We start from the raw sequence: 19,098 nt of genomic DNA, 5'->3' as shown, positions 1-19,098 counted from the left end.
GGTGATCTTGTGGCCCGCCGCGTCGGGGGCTACCCATCGCATCAAATGTCGATCAAGGGAGACGACCATGGCCGATCTGGCTTCCGTTACCGAACACATCCGCACCGCCGTTGGCGAGAACTCCGGCCTGGGCAAGACCGTCAAGATTGACCTGGGCGAGACCGGCCAGATCTACATCGACGGCGCTTCGGTCCCGAACACTGTGACCAATGAGGACAAGCCCGCCGACGCCGTCGTGACGATCAGCTGGGACGACTTCATGGCCCTGTCGGAAGGCAAGCTGGACCCGATGATGGCCTTCATGCAGGGCAAGCTGAAGGTCGCCGGCGACATGATGATCGCCCAGAAGCTGGCCCCGCTGCTGAAGCGCTGAGGCTTAGGCGCCAGAACATTCTCCCTCCCCGTTGCGGGGAGGGCGGTCGCGAAGCGACCGGGTGGGGAGGGCTCGGCGAAAGGCCCGCGCTGTTTCGCTTGAGGCGCCCCCACCCCGTCATCGCTCCGCGCTGACGACCCTCCTCCGCAGGGGCAGGGAGATAACGGAGCCTTACCTATGGATTTCCAGCATTCCGACCGCGCGCTTGAATGGCAGGACCGCCTGAAGCGCTTCATGGATGCGCGCGTCCTGCCCGCCGCCGCCGACTACTGGACCGAGGTTCGGGCCGAGCCGAACACCCAGCCGCCCACCATGGAACGGCTCAAGGCCGAGGCTAAGGCCGAGGGGCTATGGAACCTGTTCCTGCCCGGCGAGGACGGCGCGGGCCTGACCAATATGGAATATGCGCCCCTGGCCGAGATCATGGGCCGGGCGCTGTGGTCGGCGGAGGTGTTCAACTGCAACGCCCCCGACACCGGCAACATGGAAGTGCTGCACATGTTCGGGGACGCGGCCCAGCAGGACCGCTGGCTGAAGCCGCTGCTGGCCGGAGATATCCGCTCGGCCTTCCTGATGACCGAGCCGGAAGTGGCCTCGTCGGACGCCACCAACATCCAGACCCGCATCGAGCGGGACGGAGATCACTATGTGGTCAACGGGCGCAAGTGGTGGTCCACCAACATGGCGCACCCGAACCTGGCCGTGACCATCGTCATGGGCAAGACGGACCCCGAAGCCTCCACCCACGCCCAGCAGTCCATGGTCATCGTGCCCGCGAACACGCCCGGCTTCCGGGTCGAGCGGATGCTGACGGTGTTCGGCTATGACGAGGCGCCCATCGGTCACGCCGAGGTGGTGCTGGAGAACGTGCGCGTGCCGGCCGAGAACCTGATCGCGGGCGAGGGCCGGGGCTTCGAGATCGCCCAGGGGCGTCTGGGGCCGGGCCGCATCCACCACTGCATGCGCACCATCGGCTGCGCGGAGGCGGCGCTGGAGCTGATGGTCGGTCGGCTGCTGACCCGCACCGCCTTCCGAAAAACCATCGCCGAGCATTCGGTGTGGGAGCAGCGCGTGGCGGAGGCCCGGACCAACATCGAGATGTGCCGCCTGCTGGTGCTGAAGGCCGCCTGGATGATGGACGAGGTGGGGGTCAAGAACGCCCGCTCGGAGATCGCCCAGATCAAGGTTGCGGCGCCGCGGATGGCGTTACAGGTCATCGACGACGCCATCCAGGCGTTCGGCGGGGCCGGCGTGTCGGGCGACACGGATCTGGCGGCCATGTACGCCATGGTCCGCACCCTGCGCATCGCCGACGGTCCGGACGAGGTTCACAACCGGACCATCGCCCGGCTGGAATACGCCAAACACGCCGTTAAGTAGGCCCGTCCGCGCCGCACATCCTGGGCGCGACAGGCGGGAAGGAGCATGGCAAGCTTGGCCTTTGCAGCACGTCGGGGGACGGATTGGCCAAGGCTTCAGACAAGCGCGGGAAAACCCCGTCCATGCGCGCCGACGCTGTGCTGAAGAGCGCCGTACGCCGAATTGAGTCCGAAGGCGTGCCCGAGGCGCTTGATGATCACGCCCGGCGTCTAAGCGGGGCGCCGTCGGCAAAGGGTGACAAGCGAAACTAGGCCGCGTCGCTTTCGCGTTCGATCTCCATGATCTGCGCCAGACGGTTGCGGGCCCGGTTGACCCGGCTCTTGATAGTGCCCAGGGCGCAGCCCGCGATCTCTGCCGCTTCCTCGTAGGACAGGCCTGCCGCGCCGACCATGATCAGTGCTTCGCGGTGCTCGGGCGGCAGGCTGTTGAGGGCGGTCTGGAGCTGGTGCAGCTCCACCGACCATTCCTGGGACGGCGGGCTGGTCAGGGTGGCGGCCATCTTGCCGTCCTCGTCCGGCGTCTCGCGACGGTGCCTGGACAAGGCAGTGTACCAGCTGTTTCGCAGGATGGTGAAAAGCCAGGCCCGCAGGTTGGTGCCGGGCTGGAATTTTTCCCGGTGGGTCCAGGCCTTGGTCAGGGTCTCCTGCACCATATCGTCTGCGTCGGACGGGTCCCGGGACAGGGACCAGGCGAAGGCCCGCAGGGATGGGATCAGGGCGATGACCTGTTCACGCCAGGCCTGGGGCTCGGCGATGCCGGTGTCGGCGTGCTCTTCTGGGCGCGAATCAACAACGGACGCGCGAGCGGGCATGGGCGGGACCTTGCGACAGCAACTGAGGCCGCCACATCCGGCGACGATGCTGAGAACGCGAGCCGAAACAGAGGGTTCCGGATATATGGCGCATTTGGGGAACGGCTCCGGCGCGGGGGTGTTAGGCTTTACGCGGAAGGGCGAACGGACGTTCAAGACACGGGGGGCGTCACGCCATGAACATCGCCAGCAGGATCGACGGCGCATCCCGTCAGGACACGGATCGCTACCGGGCCGTACGTGCACGGATGACCGATCTGGCCGCGGGATTGTCCGCTGAGGATCTGGGCGCCCAGTCCATGGCCGACGCCAGCCCCGGCAAATGGCACCTGGCCCACACCAGCTGGTTTTTCGAGGTCATGCTACTGGCCCGCCGGCCCGGCTATCAGCCCGTGGACGAGCGCCTGGGGCGGCTGTTCAACTCCTATTATGAGGCGCTGGGGGCGCGGGTGGCGCGGCCGAACCGGGGGCTGATGACGCGTCCGTCGCTGGACGAGGTGCTGGCCTATCGCCGCGAGATCGACCGGCGGATGACCGCCTTTCTGGGCGAGGGACTGGAGGATCCGCAGGAACGCTATCTGTTCGACCTGGGCCTGAACCACGACCAGCAGCATCAGGAGCTGTTTCTGACCGACCTGCTGCACCTGATGTCCTGTTCGCCACTGGAGCCGGCGGCCTATGGCGCGGAGCCCGGCGGGCCGGACGCGCCCGGCGCGGATGGGGGATGGACGGATTTCGACGGCGGGCTCGTCAGCGTCGGCCACGACGGCGCGGGCTTCGCTTTCGACAACGAGGCGCCGGCGCATCCGGTGATGCTGGCGCCGTTCCGCATCGCGCGGTCGCTGGTGACCAATGGCGACTGGCTGGCCTTCATGGCCGACGGCGGCTATCGGCGCCCCGAGCTGTGGCTGTCGGACGGATGGGCGGCGGTGCAGACTCACGGCTGGACCGCGCCGGACTACTGGCGCGGCGAGGGGGATGACTGGCGCATCTTCACCCTGGCGGGTCCGCAGGCGATCGATCCCCACGCGCCGGTGCGCCATGTCAGCTTCTACGAGGCCGACGCTTTCGCCCGCTGGTCGGGCAAGCGGCTGCCCACCGAGTTCGAGTGGGAGCATGCGGCGCGGCAGGCGGCGCTGGACAACGCCTTAGATCAGGTCTGGCAATGGACCGGGAGCGCCTATCTTCCCTATCCGGGCTTCCGCGCCACGGAGGGCACGGCGGCGGAGTACAACGGCAAGTTCATGGCCAACCAGATGGTGGCGCGGGGCGCTTCCCGGGCCACGGCGCCTGGCCATTCACGCGCGACCTATCGCAATTTCTTCTATCCACATCAGAGGTGGCAGTTCATGGGATTGAGACTGGCCGAGGACGCGCCCGCGCGGCGTTCGCAAGGGACCGATGATCTGGAGCCGTTCGCCCAGGCTCTGATCGAGGGGCTGTCCGCCTCGCCCAAGGTCATGTCGCCCAAATGGTTCTATGACGCCGCCGGCTCGCGCCTGTTCGAGGACATCACCCGCCTGCCGGAATACTATCCGACGCGGCAGGAAGCGGCGCTGCTGGCCGAGGTGTCGCCCCGACTGGCCGAGGCCATGGGCGAGGACGCTGTGCTTGTGGAGTTCGGCAGCGGCGCCAGCGAGAAGACCGAGGTGCTGCTGGACGCCGCGCCGGGGGTCGCCGCCTATGTCCCCATCGACATCAGCGAGACGGCGTTGGAAGAGGCGGCGGACCGCATCCGGGCACGCTATCCCGGGCTGGACGTGCGCCCGGTGGTCGGCGATTTCCTGCACCCTGCGCCCCTGCCGCAGGGTCTGCCGGGCGGGCGTCGCGTCGGGTTCTTCCCGGGGTCCACCATCGGCAATCTGGACCCGCAGGAAGCACGTGCGTTCCTGAAGGACGCTCGCGCCATGCTGGGCGAGGGCGCCCTGTTCATTCTGGGGGTGGATCTGGTCAAGGATCCAGCTGTGCTGATCGCGGCCTATGACGATTCAGCCGGGGTCACGGCGGCCTTCAATCTCAATCTGCTGGAGCGCGCGAATACGGAAGCCGATGGGGACTTTGATCTGTCGGCGTTCGAGCATCAGGCGCTGTGGAATGCCGACGAGGCGCGCATCGAGATGCATTTGAGGGCGCGTCGGGATCAGGTTGTGGCGGTGTCGGGGCGGCGATTCCGGTTCCGGGAGGGCGAAACCATTCACACTGAGAATTCGCGCAAGTTCACTACCGAGCGGGTCACGGAACTGGCGGAGTCCGCGGGCTGGCGGGTGCGCGACCTGCACGTCGGCCCCGAGCCCAGCGTGGCGCTGGTGCTGCTCGGGGCCTGATTTTCAAACGTCAGCCCTGGTCGGTTTTTCCGGGCTTGCGGGCGCCGTGGGACGCTTCGCCGCCCTTTCGGCCGGCCTGGGCGGCCAGGCTGCGGTCCTGTGAGAAGCTGCGCTTCTCGCTGGGGACGCTGGCGCCGCCCTTGCGGGCGATTTCACGCTGGCGTTCGGGATCCATGGACGCGAAGCCGCGCTTGGATACGCCGGAAGTGCGCGGGGTCTGTCCTTCAGCCATGTCGGGGCTCCTTTCGGTTCGCCTGATCGGTGAGCTATGCGGTTGAAAACTGAACCCCGGCGCCCCGCCATGGTTCCGCTTGCAGACGGTAATTCGGGGGTCTTCAATCGTGGGGGCGAGAGTCGCCCTCATCACCGCCGCCCGGCTCGAGCGGAGGCATCTCCGTGGGCGTGTCGCCGGGATCGATTTCCGGACCGGGCGTATTGCCGGGTTCGATTTCCGGCGACGGCCCGCCGGGAGGGGTGGGTTCGATATAGGTCATGGTTGATCTCCTCTTCAGGAAGCCAACGCGCCGCGGTCATGCATGTTCACGGCCAAGGTGGAACCGCCTGCGGGGGCGCCGGTTGAACAGGTCCACCCATGCAGGAGATCGCCATGACCGACGTCACCGCCCGGACCGACACGAACACGCCCCAACCCGGCGCCCTCGACCCCACATTGTCGCCCCGGCCTGATCTGAACGCCGGCGCGACCACAGGGTCGTCGCCCATGACAGCCCGGATCGAACGCGGTCTGCGGGAAGGTCGCAGCTGGGCTGAAAACCGCACACAGCGCGCCGGCGAAACCATCCGCGCCCATCCGGTGCGCAGCAGCCTGGGCGCCGTCGGCGTCGGCGTGGTGCTGGGCATGCTTCTGCGGCGCTAGCCTCAGGCGCGTTTCAACGCCGCATCCGAGACGAACGGGTTGGTCCGACGCTCCTCGCCGAGCGTCGAGACCGGTCCGTGGCCGGGGGCGAAGGTGACATCGTCCCCCAGCGGCCACAGCCTGGTCACGATCGAATTCAGCAGCGTCTGATGATCGCCGCGCGGGAAGTCGGTCCGACCGATTGAACCTTTGAACAGCACGTCGCCCACCTGGGCGAACCTCGCCGCCCGGTTGAAGAAGATCACATGGCCCGGCGTATGGCCGGGGCAGTGCCGAACCTCCCAGGTGGTCTCACCGAGCGTCATCACATCGCCCTCGTCCAGCCAGCGGTCCGTTTCGAAGGATCGCGCCTCGGGCATGCCGTACATCTGGCCCTGGGCGGCCAGGCCGTCGATCAGGAAATGATCCTCGGGGTGGGGCCCCTCGATGCGGACGCCGGACTTTTCCTTCATCTCGGCCGCCCCGCCCGCATGATCGATGTGGCCGTGGGTGATCCAGATCTGGTCCAGAATCAGGCCGCGCCGCTTCACCTCGGCCAGGATCATGTCAACGCCGCCGCCCGGGTCGATCACCGCCGCCTTGCTGGTGGCCGTGCACCAGACGACGGTGCAGTTCTGCTGCAGAGGCGTGACGGGGGCGATGAAAACGCCGATGGGGGAGGCGGGCTGGGTCATGCGGTCCAGATAGCCACGCCGGGCGGCAAACGAAACCCGGTCGTTGACCTGAACCGCCCTTGCCGACATAAGGGCGGGCTTCGAGGAGCCGCTCCCGCACGGGGCGGCCCTTTTCGCATTTTCCATCCGCGCGCGCTCTTTTCCCAGCGCCGCCACAGAGCGTCAGACACGTCCATGCAAGTCGTCGAAAAGTCCGCCGAAGGTCTCAGCCGCGTGATCGCGGTGACCATCCCCGCTTCCGAGCTGAACGCCAAACTGGACGCCAAGGCGGCGGAAGTCGCGCCGCAGATGAAGCTGAAAGGCTTCCGTCCCGGCAAGGTGCCGGTGTCGCACGTGCGCAAGACCTATGGCCGCGACCTGATGGGCGAGATCGTCAATGACGCCCTGAACCAATCCAGCCAGAAGGCCCTGGACGACGCCAAGCTGCGCCCGGCCGCCCCGGCCGAGATGAAGCTGGTGTCCGACATGGACAAGGTGGTCGCGGGCCAGGAAGACCTGTCCTACGAAATGGCTCTGGAAGTCATGCCGGACTTCAAGCCGGTGGACCCCAAGTCCCTGAAGCTGACCCGCCCGGTCTACGAGGCGGCCGACTCCGATCTGGACGAGGCGCTGAAGGAACTGGCAGGCCAGGCCAAGACCTATGAGGACAAGGGCGGCAAGGCGCCCAAGGCGGCCGAAGGCGACCAGCTGACCATCGATTTCGTCGGCAAGATCGACGGCGAGGTGTTTGAAGGCGGCTCGGCCGAGGACGCCGACCTGGTCATCGGCTCCAACCGCTTCATCCCCGGCTTCGAGGAACAACTGACCGGCGCCAAGGTCGGCGACGAGAAGACCATCGAGGTCACCTTCCCGGAGAACTATCAGGCCGCCCATCTGGCCGGAAAGGCCGCGACCTTCGACGTCACGGTCAAGGCTCTGAAGGCCCCCAAGGACAGCGAGATCGACGACGACTTCGCCAAGCGCCTGGGCCTGGAGTCCATCGACAAGCTCAAGGAGCTGCTGCGCGACAACCTGAACCAGCAGTACAAGGGCGCCGCCCGCTTCAAGCTGAAGCGCGCCCTGCTGGACGAGCTGGACGAGAAGCATTCCTTCGACCTGCCGCCCAAGATGGTCGAGGCCGAGTTCGACGGCATCTGGCAACAGGTTGAAGCCGACAAGGAAGCCGGTCGTCTGACCGAGGCGGACGCCAAGAAGTCCGACAAGAAGCTCAAGGAAGAATACCGCAAGATCGCCGAGCGCCGCGTGCGTCTGGGCCTGGTGCTGGCCGAGATCGGCCGCGAGAACAACGTCACCGTGACGGACCAGGAACTGAACAACGCCATCATCGCCGAGGCCCGCAACTATCCGGGGCAGGAGCAGGCGGTGCTGAACTTCTATCGCCAGAACCCCAACGCCGCCGCGGGCATGCGCGCCCCGATCTATGAGGAGAAGGTCTGCGACCTGATCTTCGACCAGGCGGAGGTCAAGGACGAGCCCATCAGCAAGGAAGATCTGCTGAAAGACGACGAGGAGTAGGGGCAGGCTGAAGCTTGCAACCCTGAGGCCCCGGACCGGAGCGGTCCGGGGCCTTTTTTATCTCAGGCGCCGCGACCGCCCACGCCCACCTTGCAACAGCCGCCACGGGACGCGATATCTGGATGCAACGATGCGCGGCGCCCGAGTCGCGCACGCACGCAGTTTCGAGAAGGCCTTCATGCGCGATCCGATCGACTACATCCAGAGCAACCTCGTCCCCATGGTGGTGGAGCAATCCAGCCGCGGCGAGCGCGCCTTCGATATCTTTTCGCGCCTGCTGCGCGAACGGATCATCTTCCTGACCGGCCCGTTCGACGACGGCATGGCCAGCCTGATCTGCGCCCAGCTTCTCTTCCTGGAGTCCGAGAACCCCAAGAAGGAAATCTCCATGTACATCAACAGCCCCGGGGGCATTGTGACCTCGGCGCTCGCGATCTACGACACCATGCAGTACATCAAGTCGCCGGTTTCCACCGTCTGCATGGGCATGGCCGCCTCGGCCGGTTCGCTGATCCTGACGGCGGGCGCCGCCGGCCAGCGGGTGTCTCTGCCCAACGCCCGGATCATGGTTCACCAGCCTTCGGGCGGGTTCCGCGGCCAGGCCTCGGACATCGAGCGCCACGCCGAGGACATCATCAAGACCAAGCGCCGCCTGAACGAAATCTATGTCCAGCATACGGGCCGGACCTATGAGGAAGTCGAGCGCACCCTGGACCGCGACCACTTCATGAGCGCGCAGGAGGCCAAGGACTGGGGTCTGGTGGACCACGTCTATGAGCAGCGCGAGGAAGCGGCAGCCGAAGAGCCCAAGAAGAGCTAGGGCCTGGCGTTGAACACCTGAAAGCCGGGCTTGTCCGCCATGGCCAGCATTTCGGTGTCGCCCGAGGTGTCGCCGTAGGCGGCGGTCAGGCGGACGTCGTCGCCATAAGCCGCCTTCAGGCGCGTCACCTTCTCGCCGCCCCGGCAGTTTTCGCCCGCAAAGGCGCCGGTGATGCGGTCGTCGTGGTCGAACACCAGCCGGGTGCCCAGCAGGGCCTCGGCGCCCAGTCGGCGGGCGAAGGGTGCGACGGTGATCTCGGGCGAGGCGGTGACGATCACCCGGTGCGCGCCCTTTGCGCCCCAGTCGTTCCAGCAGGCGAGGGCGTCGGGACGCATAAGCCGGCTCCAGGCCTGATCGGCATAGGTTTCGGCGAGCCCCTTCAAGGTCTTGCGATCGACGCCGTCGAGGAACTCGGCCACTGCCGCAGCCTTGATCGCGCCGCGGTCCTTCGTGCGCAGGTAGGAGAGGGCGGCGGGCGTCAGGCGGGCCATGCCGAACAGGTAGCCCACCGCGCCCACGCGCCAGCGCAGGAAATCGGTGAAACTGTCCCGGACGGTCATGGTCCCGTCGAAATCGAAGGCGACAAAAGGCTGGCCCGGCGCGGGACCCGGAGCCCGGGGCTGGCGAAGTGGTGCGAGATTTCCCATCTGGAATGACCGTAACGACCTTTCCCCCGCCTCGTCCATCCCGCGAAAACCCGGCGTCGGTTCGCCTCGTCGGGGTTGTGATGGACCTTCGGATGGGTGATTGTCATTTTTTGAAGACCTTCCGGCGCAGGATTTGCGAATCGTGACGGAAGGAGGCGCGCCCGGACCGTTTCGGGACGCGAGAGTGAGAAGGCCGATGACCAAAGCCGCCAGTGGCGACGCCAAGAGCACCCTTTACTGCTCCTTCTGCGGAAAGAGCCAGCATGAGGTGCGCAAACTCATCGCCGGACCAACCGTGTTCATCTGTGATGAATGCGTCGAACTCTGCATGGACATCATCCGCGAAGAGCACAAGATCGCCTTCGTGAAGTCGAAGGACGGCGTGCCGACGCCCAAGGAAATCCGCGAAGTCCTTGACGATTACGTGATCGGCCAGAGCCACGCCAAGAAGGTGCTGAGCGTCGCCGTCCACAACCACTACAAGCGCCTGAACCACGCCACCAAGAACAATGACGTGGAGCTGGCCAAGTCCAACATCATGCTGATCGGGCCGACCGGCTCGGGCAAGACGCTGCTGGCCCAGACGCTGGCGCGCATCATCGACGTGCCGTTCACCATGGCCGACGCCACCACCCTGACCGAAGCCGGTTACGTGGGCGAGGACGTGGAGAACATCATCCTGAAGCTGCTGCAGGCGTCCGACTACAACGTCGAGCGGGCCCAGCGCGGCATCGTCTACATCGACGAAATCGACAAGATCAGCCGCAAGTCCGACAATCCCTCCATCACCCGCGACGTGAGCGGGGAGGGCGTGCAGCAGGCCCTGCTGAAGATCATGGAGGGCACAGTGGCCTCGGTCCCGCCCCAGGGCGGCCGCAAGCATCCGCAGCAGGAATTCCTGCAGGTGGACACCGCCAACATCCTGTTCATCGTCGGCGGCGCCTTCGCGGGGCTGGAGAAGGTGATCTCGGCGCGCGGCGTGGGGGCCTCCATTGGCTTCGGCGCCAAGGTCAAGGAAATCGACGAGCGCCGCATGGGCGACATCCTCAAGGAGGTCGAGCCGGACGATCTGATGCGTTTCGGCCTGATCCCCGAGTTCATCGGCCGTCTGCCGGTTCTGGCGACGCTGGAGGATCTGGACGAGGCGGCGCTGGTCACCATCCTGACCGAGCCCAAGAACGCCCTGATCAAGCAGTACGGCCGCCTGTTCGAGATGGAGAACGTGGGCCTGACCTTCACCGACGACGCCCTGTCGGCCATCGCCAAGAAGGCCATCACGCGCAAGACCGGCGCGCGGGGCCTGCGCTCGATCATGGAGGGCATCCTGCTCGAAACCATGTTCGAACTGCCGACCTACGAAGGTGTGGAAGAGGTGGTGGTCAACGCCGAGGTGGTCGAGGGCCGGGCCCAGCCGCTGCTGATCTACGCCGAAAAGCCCAAGAAGCAGCAGGACGGCGCCGCCTGATCGCGGGCTGATTTCTGAACATCAAAAGGGCGGGCCTCACGGAGACCCGCCCTTTCTCTTTGCCTTTATGCGCGCCGCTATTCGGTGCGCGGGCGAAGGTTGGTGGACTCCGCCTCGGCCTGGGCGTCGGCGCGGGTTTCCTCGGTCACCGGGCCCGGGCCGTTATTCATGTCCGCGGGCGGAACGGCGCTGTCCTGCATGGCTGAATCCACGACAGGGGCGCTTTCGGGCGCCTGTTCGGTCGCGGCGGTGTCGACCGCCACATCCTCAGCGGCGACGGTCTCGTCCATGGCCGGCGCTTCTTCCTGCTGATTGCAGGCCGTCAGACCCAGAACCGCGGCGCTCGCGGCGACGATCATCAAACGCATGAGCATCCTCCTTGAATGGACGTCATCAACGGTCAAGCTGGGGTTCGGTTGCGCAAAGGATGGTCGCGACAGAAATCCCTCCTGCCCCCATGGGTGTGCAGTTAATGGTCAAGCTACCAATAATTAAGCCTTTTCAGTCACGGGTGATTCCATAGTTCCGCGCTCAGAAAGGGCGTCTGTCAGTGATCGAACGCATGCGTCCCTATGCGCCCACGGGCATCATCTTCCTGCTGATCCTGTACTTCGGCGTGCAGGCGCTGACCGGCGAGCGCGGCCTGTTGAGCCATGGCGAGCGGGCGGAGATGCTTGAACGCCGTCAGGTGGAGCTGGTCCAACTGGAAGCCCAGCGTCAGGATCTGGAAACCCGCGTTCGTTACCTGCGCCCTGACAACCTGTCGCGAGACCTGCTTGAAGAACGGGCGCGCGTGATCCTGGGCTTCGCCGCGCCCGGCGAATATCTGATCCCGGTGGAACGACGCGCGGTTACGGCCTCCTGAACTTTCGTTACAGGCGAAGCCCGGCTTTGCCATCGGGGAAGGAAGGCTGCTAAAGCCCCCTTTCCGTAACGATAAGAACCCGTTCGTTCAGAGTTCAGCTGGAGGGCGCCGGATGGCGAAAGCCGCCGCTCAAAAATCGACCACCGCCAGGGGCAAGCCCCAGGCGAAGATTCCAAACACGCCGCAGGCGACCAAGGACGAGCTGCTCGAGTACTATCGGCAGATGGTTCTGATCCGCCGCTTCGAGGAGCGGGCGGGCCAGCTTTACGGCATGGGCCTGATCGGCGGCTTCTGCCACCTGTACATCGGTCAGGAGGCCGTGGCGGTGGGCGTGCAGGCCAGCGTCAAGCAGGGCCACGACAAGATCATCACCGGCTACCGCGACCACGGCCACATGCTGGCCGCGGGCATGGATCCCAATGAGGTCATGGCCGAACTGACGGGACGCATCGGCGGCTCGTCCAAGGGCAAGGGCGGGTCGATGCACATGTTCGACGTGCCGACCGGCTTCTATGGCGGGCACGGCATCGTCGGCGCCCAGGTGGCGCTGGGCACCGGCCTGGCTTTCGCGGGCAAGTACCGGGGCGATGACTCGGTCAGCTTCGTCTATTTCGGCGACGGCGCGGCCAACCAGGGCCAGGTCTACGAAAGCTTCAACATGGCCCAGCTGTGGAAGCTGCCGGCCATCTACATAATCGAGAACAATCAGTACGCCATGGGCACGAGCATCGAGCGCTCGTCGTCCACCACCGATCTGAGCCAGCGCGGCGCCAGCTTCGGCATCCCCGGCGAGCAGATCGACGGCATGGATGTGCTGGCGGTGCGCGACGCGGTGAAGCGCGCCGTGGAGCGCGCCCGGTCCGGCGAAGGCCCCTACATCCTGGAAGTGAAGACCTACCGCTATCGCGGCCACTCCATGTCCGACCCGGCCAAGTACCGGTCGAAGGAAGAAGTGGACGAGGTCAAGAAGACCCGCGATCCCATCGAGCTGATCAAGGGCCTGCTGGCCGACGCCAAGGCCACCGAGGACGAGATCAAGGCGATCGACGCCGAGATCAAGGCCATCGTCGCCGAAGCCGTGCGGTTCGCCCAGGAAAGCCCGGAGCCGGATCCGTCCGAGCTCTACACCGACGTCTACGTGGAGGCGTAAGCGTGATCGGTGTCGTCGCAGCTTCAGTCCTAGCCTTAGCCGCTCAAGATTCTGACTCGGCCGCCGATGCTCTGGTTGCCTGCGCGCCTGCCACGCTTGAAGCCGCCTTTGAGTGCCTGGATCGACATTGGCCGGTTCGCGCGGAGTTCAGGGCACGGCCTTACAACGCCCTCGCGGACGCGCACTTCGGCATTGGAATGTGGATGCGAAACCACTGGCAAATGTGGGGTGGTGGCCCCCTCGCTGAGCATTTCAACAGCTTGGGGATTCATCACCCTGACGACATGTCCAGCATAGTTCTGGAGTCATACTGGCTGCGAATGCACGATTGCCCGATCCGGCTAGACGAGCAGGTCGCCTACTACCAAGCCTGGTGGGATCGACCTGAGGATTCTGACATGAACGACCTCCTTGATACCAAACCCTCTTTAGACTGCACTGCCCAGCCGGGAGCCGACGCCCTATGACCGACATCCTCATGCCGGCGCTGTCCCCCACGATGGAAGAGGGCACGCTGTCCAAGTGGCACATCAAGGCCGGGGACACTGTCTCCGCCGGTGACGTGATCGCCGAGATCGAGACCGACAAGGCGACCATGGAGGTCGAGGCCGTCGACGAGGGGGAGGTGCTGGAAATTCTCGTGGCCGAAGGCTCCGAGGGCGTGAAGGTCAATACGCCCATCGCGCGCCTGTCCGGCGACGACGCCGCGCCCGCGCCCAAGAAGGCTGACGGCGACAAGGACGAGCCGAAGGCCGAGCAGGCCGGTGATCCCGAGAAGAAGGCCCCGGAAGCGGCCGAGCCTCAGCCCGAAGGCGAAGGGGCCGCGCCCGTGACGCCCAAGGTCGCGCTGAAGGATCCGGAAATCCCCGCCGACGCCAAGCTGGTCAAGACGACCATCCGCGACGCCCTGCGCGACGCCATGGCCGAGGAGATGCGCCGCGACGAAAGCGTGTTCCTGATGGGCGAGGAAGTGGCCCAGTACCAGGGCGCCTACAAGGTCAGCCGCGAACTGCTGCAGGAGTTCGGCGACCGGCGCGTGGTGGACACGCCCATCACCGAGCACGGCTTCGCCGGTCTGGGCGTCGGCGCCGCCATGGCGGGGCTGAAGCCCATCGTCGAGTTCATGACCTGGAACTTCGGCATGCAGGCCATCGACCACATCATCAATTCGGCGGCCAAGACCCTGTATATGTCGGGCGGCCAGATCCGCGCGCCCATCGTGTTCCGCGGCCCCAACGGCGCCGCCAGCCGCGTGGGCGCCCAGCACAGCCAGGACTATTCGGCCTGGTACGCCCAGGTGCCCGGCCTGAAGGTCATCGCGCCCTATGACGCCGCGGATGCGAAGGGCCTGTTGAAGGCCGCCATCCGCGATCCCAACCCGGTCGTCTTCCTCGAGCACGAGATGATGTACGGGCTGGAATTCGACGTGCCGGACGTGGAGGACTGGGTCCTGCCCATCGGCAAGGCCAAGGTGCGCCGCGAAGGCGCGGACGTGACCATCACCGCCCACAGCCGCATGGTGGGCTTCGCCCTGGCCGCCGCCGAGAAGCTGGCGGAAGAGGGCATCGAGGCCGAGGTCATCGACCTGCGGACCCTGCGCCCGCTGGACCACGAGACCATCGTGGAGAGCGTCAAGAAGACCAACCGCCTGGTCTCGGCCGAGGAAGGCTGGGGCCCCATGGGCGTCGGCGCCGAGGTGGTGGCCCGGGTGATCGAGCACGCCTTCGACTATCTGGACGCCCCGCCGCTGCGAGTGCATCAGGAAGACGTGCCGCTGCCCTATGCCGCGAACCTGGAGGCCCTGTCGCTGCCGGGCGTGGACAAGATCATCAAGGCCGTGAAGGCGGTGACGGCATGAGCCAGCCCGAGGACTTCAAGCTGCACACGCCGGACAGCGTCGCGGCCGATCCCCAGGCCGTCGAGTTCACACGCATGTGGTGGTCCAAGGGCGAGCCGGTGATGTCCATCAAGCCGGCCTTCAAGGACCCGGCCGAATATGGCCGCATGCTGGCCATCGCGGCGCGCCACATGGCCCATGGTTATGCGGTTCGCCACGGTCAGGACGAGCGGCAGGCCTACAACCGCATCCTTCAGGGGATGAGCGACGTCATCAAGGCTGACAACGCCCAGACCGTGGTCGAAGACACCAAACCCGGAAGCGTCCAATGACCGACATCCTGATGCCCGCCCTGTCGCCCACCATGGAGGAGGGCAACCTCTCCAAATGGCACGTCAAGGTCGGCGACACCGTTTCGGCCGGTGACGTGATCGCCGAGATCGAGACCGACAAGGCGACCATGGAGGTCGAGGCGGTGGACGAGGGCGAGGTTCTGGAGATTCTCGTGGCCGAGGGCGCCGAGGGCGTGAAGGTCAATACGCCCATCGCGCGCCTGTCCGGCGACGACGCCGCGCCTGCGCCGAAGAAGAAGGACGAACCGAAGGCTGACGCCAAGGCTGAAGAGACCCCAGAGCCCAAGTCCGAGCCCAAGGCCGAAAAGGCGGAGGCTCCCAAGGCAGCACCCGCGCCGGCCAAGGACGGAGAGCGCATCTTCGCCTCGCCGCTGGCGCGCCGTCTGGCGAAGGACGCCGGGCTGGACCTGAAGAGCCTCAAGGGCACGGGCCCGCACGGCCGCATCGTCAAGGCGGACGTGGAAGCCGCCGGCAAGGGCGGCGCCGCCAAGAGCGCCACCGCCGCCGCGACATCCGGCGAACCGCGCAAGGTCTTGTCGCTGGAGCAGCAGGGCATCGCGCCGGGCAGCTATGACCTGATCCCGCTGGACGGCATGCGCAAGGCCATCGCGCGGCGCCTGACCGACAGCTTCCGCGACGTGCCGCACTTCCCGCTGGTCATTGACTGCGAGATCGACGGCCTGCTGGCCGCGCGGGCGCAGGTCAATGCGATGCTGGAGCCGCAGGGGATCAAGGTCTCGGTCAACGACTTCGTCATGAAGGCCGTGGCCATGGCCCTGAAGGCCGTGCCGGAAGCCAACGCCAGCTACACGCCCGAGGGCATCGCCATGCACCACCACGCCGACGTGGCCATGGCGGTGGCGATTGACGGTGGCCTGATCACCCCGATCATCCGCAAGGCCGAGACCAAGTCCCTGGCCGAGATCGCCACCGAGTCCAAGGATTTGGCCAGGCGTGCGCGGGACCGCAAGCTGAAGCCCGACGAGTTCCAGGGCGGCACGTTCAGCGTCTCGAACCTGGGCATGTTCGGCATCAAGTCGTTCGCCTCGATCATCAACGAGCCGCAGGGCGCGATCATGAGCGTGGGCGCCGGCGAGAAGCGGCCCGTGGTGCGGGGCGACAAGATCGAGATCGCCACGGTCATGACCGTGACCCTGACCTGCGATCACCGCGTGGTGGACGGGGCGGCGGGCGCGCGGTTCCTGCAGGCCTTCAAGCCGATGATCGAGAACCCCGTCACCATGCTGGCCTGATCGTCCCGGAATCTCCTATGCTTCGGCGCGGGAGGGGCGGTCATGACAGCGGTGGGAGAGCCGGGCGGCGCGTGCGCTGCCTGCGGGGTGACCCTGAACGGTCGGTACTGCCACGCCTGTGGTCAGGATACCGAGGCGCGCCCGCGTCCCCTGCGGGAGATGGCGCTTGAGGCGTTCTCCGAGACCAGCCTGATCGACGGGCAGGGAGTCCGCACCCTAGTCGCTCTCGTGACCCGGCCCAGCCGCATCCTGATCGCCTATCGCGAGGGGGCGGGCAGCCTGTACGCCAGCCCCATCAAGATCTTCGTGGTGGTGACAGCCCTGTTCCTGGCGGTGCTGAACTTCAGCGATGTGGTGATCTATCAGTATGTGCGGCACGTGGAACCGGGGGTTCAGGTCACCGCCCGGGCCGATCCGGATGGCTATACGGTCCATGTGACCGGAGAGAGCGACGCGGAGCTCTGGATGCAGCGGCGGGTGGAGCCGGCTATCGATCCGCGAATCCACGAGGCCATACGGCGCGCGGCGGACGGGGCCGCCAATGAGCAGGACCGGCAGAACCTGCTTTACGAGATCCAGTCGGACCACGAGCAGGCGATCATCAGCGAACGGCTGGCGGCGTGGCTGCCCAACGCCATCTGGCTGCTGACGCCGCTGTTCGCCTTGCTGCTGGCCCCGCTGTACGGGCGTCGACGGCTGTTCATGGAGCATCTGGTGTTCGCTCTGTGGGCGCACGTGACGGCGTTCACCCTGCTGATGCTGCTGGCCCTCGCCAACCGGTTCGGGGCGAACCTTCCCGCCTGGCCGCTGGCCATCCCGTACCTGTTCTACTTCACGCGGGCGGCGGCGCGGTACTACGGCATGTCCATGGTGGCAGCGGCGTGGCGCGCCGTGGCGCACATGGCGATGTATCTGGTCCTGGTGCTGATTCCTGCGGCGATCATCGTGGCGATCTCGGCGCTGGACCTGCAGGCGTTGCTGATCTTTCTCGCGGCCTGAACTTTCGTTTCCGCAAGGGCCTCAGCTGTGGTCACCGGGGGCGGAGGCGGATATGACCGGGCGTCAAGATTCAAGGTGTTGGAGACTTCTGGATGGCCGACTTCGATCTCATCGTCATCGGATCGGGACCGGGCGGCTATGTGGCCGCGATCCGGGCCAGCCAGCTGGGCCAGAAGGTCGCCATCGTGGAGCGCGAGAACCTGGGCGGCGTCTGCCTCAACTGGGGCTGCATCCCCACCAAGGCGCTGCTGAAGTCCGGCGAGAAGTACGAGAGCCTGAGCCATCTGAAGGACTACGGCCTGAGCGCCGACAAGGTGGGCTTTGACTTCGAGGCCATCATCGCCCGCTCGCGCGGGGTGGCCAAGCAGCTGAATCAGGGCGTCGGCTTCCTGATGAAGAAGAACAAGATCGAGGTCATCGAGGGCGACGCCAAGCTGGAGAAGGGGCAGGGGGCGCCCAAGGTCGTCATCGCCCTGAAGGACGGCAAGTCGCGCACGGTGCAGGCCAAGGCCGTGATGCTGGCGGTGGGCGCCCGCGCCCGGGCCCTGCCGCAGATCGGGCTGGAGGCGGACGGGGACCGCATCTGGGCCTACCGCGAGGCCATGACGCCCAAGGTCCTGCCGAAGTCCATCGTGGTGATCGGCTCGGGCGCCATCGGCATCGAGTTCGGCAGCTTCTATCGCGCCCTGGGCTGCGAGGTGACGGTGGTCGAGGCCGTGGACCGGATCATGCCGGTGGAGGACGAAGAGGTCTCCAAGGCCGCCCGGAAGGCCTTCGAGAAGCGCGGCATGACGTTCCGCGTGGGCGCCAAGGTGACGAAAGTCACCAAGGATTCCAAGGGCGTGAAGGTCTTCGTTGAGGCGGGCGGCAAGGCCGAGACGCTGGAGGCCGAGGTGTGCATCTCGGCGGTGGGCATCACCGCCAACACCGACGGCATCGGGCTGGAGGCGCTGGGCGTCGAGCTGGACCGGGGCCACATCAAGACCGACAGCCACTGCCAGACCAACGTCAAGGGCCTGTACGCCATCGGCGACTGCGCCGGCGCGCCCTGGCTGGCGCACAAGGCCAGCCACGAAGGCATCCACGCCGCCGAGCACATCGCCGGGTTCAAGACCCCCAATGTCCACTCGCCCATCGCCGGCTGCACCTACGCCCAGCCCCAGGTGGCCTCGGTCGGCGTGACCGAGCAGGGCGCCCGCGAGGCCAAGCGCGAGGTCAAGATCGGGCGCTTCCCCTTCAAGGTGAACGGCAGGGCCATCGCCTCGGGTGAGACGGATGGCTTCGTCAAGGTGATCTTCGACGCGAAGACCGGCGCCCTGATCGGCGCCCACATGATCGGGGCCGAGGTCACCGAGATGATCCAGGGCTATGTCACCGCCATCACCATGGAGGCGACCGAGGAAGACCTGCACGGCACGGTCTATCCGCACCCCACCATGTCCGAGGCCATGCACGAGGCGGCGCTGGACGCGTACGGGCGGATGATTCACCTCTGATCGATTTCGGACTCAGGCCCGTAAAAAAAACAGGGTCCGAATTGTCCGAAATCCCAGAATCCGCTTTGAAAACAGAGTCTGAATCGTCCGAAATCGTGCGCCTGATTTCGGACTCCGGCGCCGGAAAAACAGGGTCTGACTCGTATCAATCGTATGAAATCGCCCTCCCGTGTTTCGATCGAGGGGGCATTATAAGGCCTGCGAAACGAGCGGGATTAATTAGCGGCGTTTTTCCGCATCGGGGCCCTGAAACCTGATC

At 66.1% G+C, this 19,098-nt stretch carries 21 protein-coding genes; 15 read left to right on the top strand and 6 right to left on the bottom strand.

Annotation, left to right across the window (positions count from 1 at the left end):
• The first annotated feature begins 67 nt into the window (after positions 1–67).
• Both C0461_RS05115 and C0461_RS05110 read left to right on the top strand, forming a co-directional pair.
• Positions 68–373, top strand: a complete 306-nt coding sequence (locus tag C0461_RS05115) for an SCP2 sterol-binding domain-containing protein (RefSeq protein ID WP_292104529.1) — start codon at positions 68–70, stop codon at positions 371–373.
• Positions 374–550: 177 nt separating this feature from the next.
• Positions 551–1,753: an acyl-CoA dehydrogenase family protein gene (locus C0461_RS05110; RefSeq protein WP_292104527.1), complete on the top strand. Its 1,203-nt coding sequence runs from the start codon at positions 551–553 to the stop codon at positions 1,751–1,753.
• A gap of 247 nt (positions 1,754–2,000) precedes the next feature.
• Here C0461_RS05110 and C0461_RS05105 read toward each other — a convergent pair whose 3' ends face one another.
• Entirely contained in the window at positions 2,001–2,564 is a 564-nt protein-coding gene (locus tag C0461_RS05105) for a sigma-70 family RNA polymerase sigma factor (RefSeq protein WP_292104524.1), read from the bottom strand.
• Between the two features lie 176 nt (positions 2,565–2,740).
• Between C0461_RS05105 and egtB the strand changes: the two genes are divergently transcribed.
• Positions 2,741–4,888: an ergothioneine biosynthesis protein EgtB gene (gene egtB / locus C0461_RS05100; RefSeq protein ID WP_292104522.1), complete on the top strand. Its 2,148-nt coding sequence runs from the start codon at positions 2,741–2,743 to the stop codon at positions 4,886–4,888.
• A gap of 10 nt (positions 4,889–4,898) precedes the next feature.
• Here the strand turns inward: egtB and C0461_RS05095 are convergent, their stop codons facing one another.
• Both C0461_RS05095 and C0461_RS05090 read right to left on the bottom strand, forming a co-directional pair.
• Positions 4,899–5,120, bottom strand: a complete 222-nt coding sequence (locus tag C0461_RS05095) for a general stress protein (protein ID WP_292104519.1) — start codon at positions 5,118–5,120, stop codon at positions 4,899–4,901.
• 103 nt (positions 5,121–5,223) lie between these two features.
• The gene (locus C0461_RS05090) at positions 5,224–5,382 is read right to left on the bottom strand and encodes a hypothetical protein (RefSeq protein ID WP_292104517.1); all 159 of its coding nucleotides are present in this window, start codon (positions 5,380–5,382) and stop codon (positions 5,224–5,226) included.
• A gap of 113 nt (positions 5,383–5,495) precedes the next feature.
• Here C0461_RS05090 and C0461_RS05085 point away from each other — a divergent pair, with 113 nt between their 5' ends.
• Positions 5,496–5,765, top strand: a complete 270-nt coding sequence (locus tag C0461_RS05085) for a hypothetical protein (RefSeq protein WP_292104515.1) — start codon at positions 5,496–5,498, stop codon at positions 5,763–5,765.
• 2 nt (positions 5,766–5,767) lie between these two features.
• On the opposite strand, the gene C0461_RS05080 is transcribed toward C0461_RS05085, so the two are convergent.
• Positions 5,768–6,439, bottom strand: coding sequence for an MBL fold metallo-hydrolase (locus tag C0461_RS05080; RefSeq protein ID WP_292104513.1), 672 nt, complete (start codon positions 6,437–6,439; stop codon positions 5,768–5,770).
• A 174-nt stretch (positions 6,440–6,613) separates the two neighbouring features.
• Between C0461_RS05080 and tig the strand changes: the two genes are divergently transcribed.
• Together tig and C0461_RS05070 are read left to right on the top strand one after the other, a co-directional pair.
• Positions 6,614–7,954 (top strand): trigger factor, encoded by a 1,341-nt coding sequence (gene tig, locus C0461_RS05075; protein ID WP_292104512.1) that lies wholly within the window; start codon positions 6,614–6,616, stop codon positions 7,952–7,954.
• Positions 7,955–8,132: 178 nt separating this feature from the next.
• Positions 8,133–8,774, top strand: a complete 642-nt coding sequence (locus tag C0461_RS05070; RefSeq protein WP_292104510.1) for an ATP-dependent Clp protease proteolytic subunit — start codon at positions 8,133–8,135, stop codon at positions 8,772–8,774.
• On the opposite strand, the gene C0461_RS05065 is transcribed toward C0461_RS05070, so the two are convergent.
• Positions 8,771–9,421: an HAD-IB family hydrolase gene (locus C0461_RS05065; RefSeq protein WP_292104508.1), complete on the bottom strand. Its 651-nt coding sequence runs from the start codon at positions 9,419–9,421 to the stop codon at positions 8,771–8,773. The genes C0461_RS05070 and C0461_RS05065 overlap by 4 nt on opposite strands.
• Before the next feature lie 196 nt (positions 9,422–9,617).
• Between C0461_RS05065 and clpX the strand changes: the two genes are divergently transcribed.
• On the top strand, positions 9,618–10,886 hold the full coding sequence (gene clpX / locus C0461_RS05060) for an ATP-dependent Clp protease ATP-binding subunit ClpX (RefSeq protein ID WP_292104506.1): 1,269 nt from the start codon (positions 9,618–9,620) through the stop codon (positions 10,884–10,886).
• 77 nt (positions 10,887–10,963) lie between these two features.
• Here the strand turns inward: clpX and C0461_RS05055 are convergent, their stop codons facing one another.
• A complete protein-coding gene (locus tag C0461_RS05055; protein ID WP_292104504.1) occupies positions 10,964–11,254 on the bottom strand; it encodes a hypothetical protein in 291 nt (96 codons plus the stop codon).
• A gap of 182 nt (positions 11,255–11,436) precedes the next feature.
• On the opposite strand from C0461_RS05055, the gene C0461_RS05050 reads away from it, so the two are divergent.
• From C0461_RS05050 to lpdA, 8 genes are all read left to right on the top strand, one after another.
• Entirely contained in the window at positions 11,437–11,751 is a 315-nt protein-coding gene (locus C0461_RS05050; protein WP_292104503.1) for a septum formation initiator family protein, read from the top strand.
• 112 nt (positions 11,752–11,863) lie between these two features.
• The gene (gene pdhA / locus C0461_RS05045; protein ID WP_292104501.1) at positions 11,864–12,901 is read left to right on the top strand and encodes a pyruvate dehydrogenase (acetyl-transferring) E1 component subunit alpha; all 1,038 of its coding nucleotides are present in this window, start codon (positions 11,864–11,866) and stop codon (positions 12,899–12,901) included.
• 2 nt (positions 12,902–12,903) lie between these two features.
• Complete coding sequence (locus C0461_RS14460) at positions 12,904–13,368, top strand: DUF6794 domain-containing protein (protein WP_363377617.1); 465 nt, start codon at positions 12,904–12,906, stop codon at positions 13,366–13,368.
• Positions 13,365–14,759: a pyruvate dehydrogenase complex E1 component subunit beta gene (locus tag C0461_RS05040; protein WP_292104499.1), complete on the top strand. Its 1,395-nt coding sequence runs from the start codon at positions 13,365–13,367 to the stop codon at positions 14,757–14,759. Before C0461_RS14460 ends, C0461_RS05040 begins: the two co-directional genes overlap by 4 nt.
• Positions 14,756–15,070: a DUF5076 domain-containing protein gene (locus C0461_RS05035; protein ID WP_292104497.1), complete on the top strand. Its 315-nt coding sequence runs from the start codon at positions 14,756–14,758 to the stop codon at positions 15,068–15,070. Before C0461_RS05040 ends, C0461_RS05035 begins: the two co-directional genes overlap by 4 nt.
• Complete coding sequence (locus tag C0461_RS05030; RefSeq protein ID WP_292104496.1) at positions 15,067–16,344, top strand: pyruvate dehydrogenase complex dihydrolipoamide acetyltransferase; 1,278 nt, start codon at positions 15,067–15,069, stop codon at positions 16,342–16,344. Before C0461_RS05035 ends, C0461_RS05030 begins: the two co-directional genes overlap by 4 nt.
• A gap of 42 nt (positions 16,345–16,386) precedes the next feature.
• Positions 16,387–17,343 carry a DUF3667 domain-containing protein gene (locus tag C0461_RS05025; protein ID WP_292104495.1) on the top strand — a complete coding sequence of 319 codons (957 nt, stop codon included), beginning with the start codon at positions 16,387–16,389 and terminating at the stop codon, positions 17,341–17,343.
• 92 nt (positions 17,344–17,435) lie between these two features.
• Positions 17,436–18,839 (top strand): dihydrolipoyl dehydrogenase, encoded by a 1,404-nt coding sequence (gene lpdA / locus C0461_RS05020; RefSeq protein WP_292104493.1) that lies wholly within the window; start codon positions 17,436–17,438, stop codon positions 18,837–18,839.
• Positions 18,840–19,098 lie beyond the last annotated feature (259 nt).

It is taken from the genome of Brevundimonas sp. (assembly GCF_013823285.1).
Taxonomy (GTDB): Bacteria; Pseudomonadota; Alphaproteobacteria; order Caulobacterales; family Caulobacteraceae; genus Brevundimonas.
This window is presented reverse-complemented; position numbering and strand designations above follow the sequence as displayed.

Coding starts and splice junctions, on each gene's coding strand:
- C0461_RS05115 (WP_292104529.1), top strand. CDS start 68: ATGGCCGATCTGGCTTCCGTTACCGAACACATCCGCACCGCCGTTGGC.
- C0461_RS05110 (WP_292104527.1), top strand. CDS start 551: ATGGATTTCCAGCATTCCGACCGCGCGCTTGAATGGCAGGACCGCCTG.
- C0461_RS05105 (WP_292104524.1), bottom strand. CDS start 2,564: ATGCCCGCTCGCGCGTCCGTTGTTGATTCGCGCCCAGAAGAGCACGCC.
- egtB (WP_292104522.1), top strand. CDS start 2,741: ATGAACATCGCCAGCAGGATCGACGGCGCATCCCGTCAGGACACGGAT.
- C0461_RS05095 (WP_292104519.1), bottom strand. CDS start 5,120: ATGGCTGAAGGACAGACCCCGCGCACTTCCGGCGTATCCAAGCGCGGC.
- C0461_RS05090 (WP_292104517.1), bottom strand. CDS start 5,382: ATGACCTATATCGAACCCACCCCTCCCGGCGGGCCGTCGCCGGAAATC.
- C0461_RS05085 (WP_292104515.1), top strand. CDS start 5,496: ATGACCGACGTCACCGCCCGGACCGACACGAACACGCCCCAACCCGGC.
- C0461_RS05080 (WP_292104513.1), bottom strand. CDS start 6,439: ATGACCCAGCCCGCCTCCCCCATCGGCGTTTTCATCGCCCCCGTCACG.
- tig (WP_292104512.1), top strand. CDS start 6,614: ATGCAAGTCGTCGAAAAGTCCGCCGAAGGTCTCAGCCGCGTGATCGCG.
- C0461_RS05070 (WP_292104510.1), top strand. CDS start 8,133: ATGCGCGATCCGATCGACTACATCCAGAGCAACCTCGTCCCCATGGTG.
- C0461_RS05065 (WP_292104508.1), bottom strand. CDS start 9,421: ATGGGAAATCTCGCACCACTTCGCCAGCCCCGGGCTCCGGGTCCCGCG.
- clpX (WP_292104506.1), top strand. CDS start 9,618: ATGACCAAAGCCGCCAGTGGCGACGCCAAGAGCACCCTTTACTGCTCC.
- C0461_RS05055 (WP_292104504.1), bottom strand. CDS start 11,254: ATGCGTTTGATGATCGTCGCCGCGAGCGCCGCGGTTCTGGGTCTGACG.
- pdhA (WP_292104501.1), top strand. CDS start 11,864: ATGGCGAAAGCCGCCGCTCAAAAATCGACCACCGCCAGGGGCAAGCCC.
- C0461_RS05040 (WP_292104499.1), top strand. CDS start 13,365: ATGACCGACATCCTCATGCCGGCGCTGTCCCCCACGATGGAAGAGGGC.
- C0461_RS05035 (WP_292104497.1), top strand. CDS start 14,756: ATGAGCCAGCCCGAGGACTTCAAGCTGCACACGCCGGACAGCGTCGCG.
- C0461_RS05030 (WP_292104496.1), top strand. CDS start 15,067: ATGACCGACATCCTGATGCCCGCCCTGTCGCCCACCATGGAGGAGGGC.
- C0461_RS05025 (WP_292104495.1), top strand. CDS start 16,387: ATGACAGCGGTGGGAGAGCCGGGCGGCGCGTGCGCTGCCTGCGGGGTG.
- lpdA (WP_292104493.1), top strand. CDS start 17,436: ATGGCCGACTTCGATCTCATCGTCATCGGATCGGGACCGGGCGGCTAT.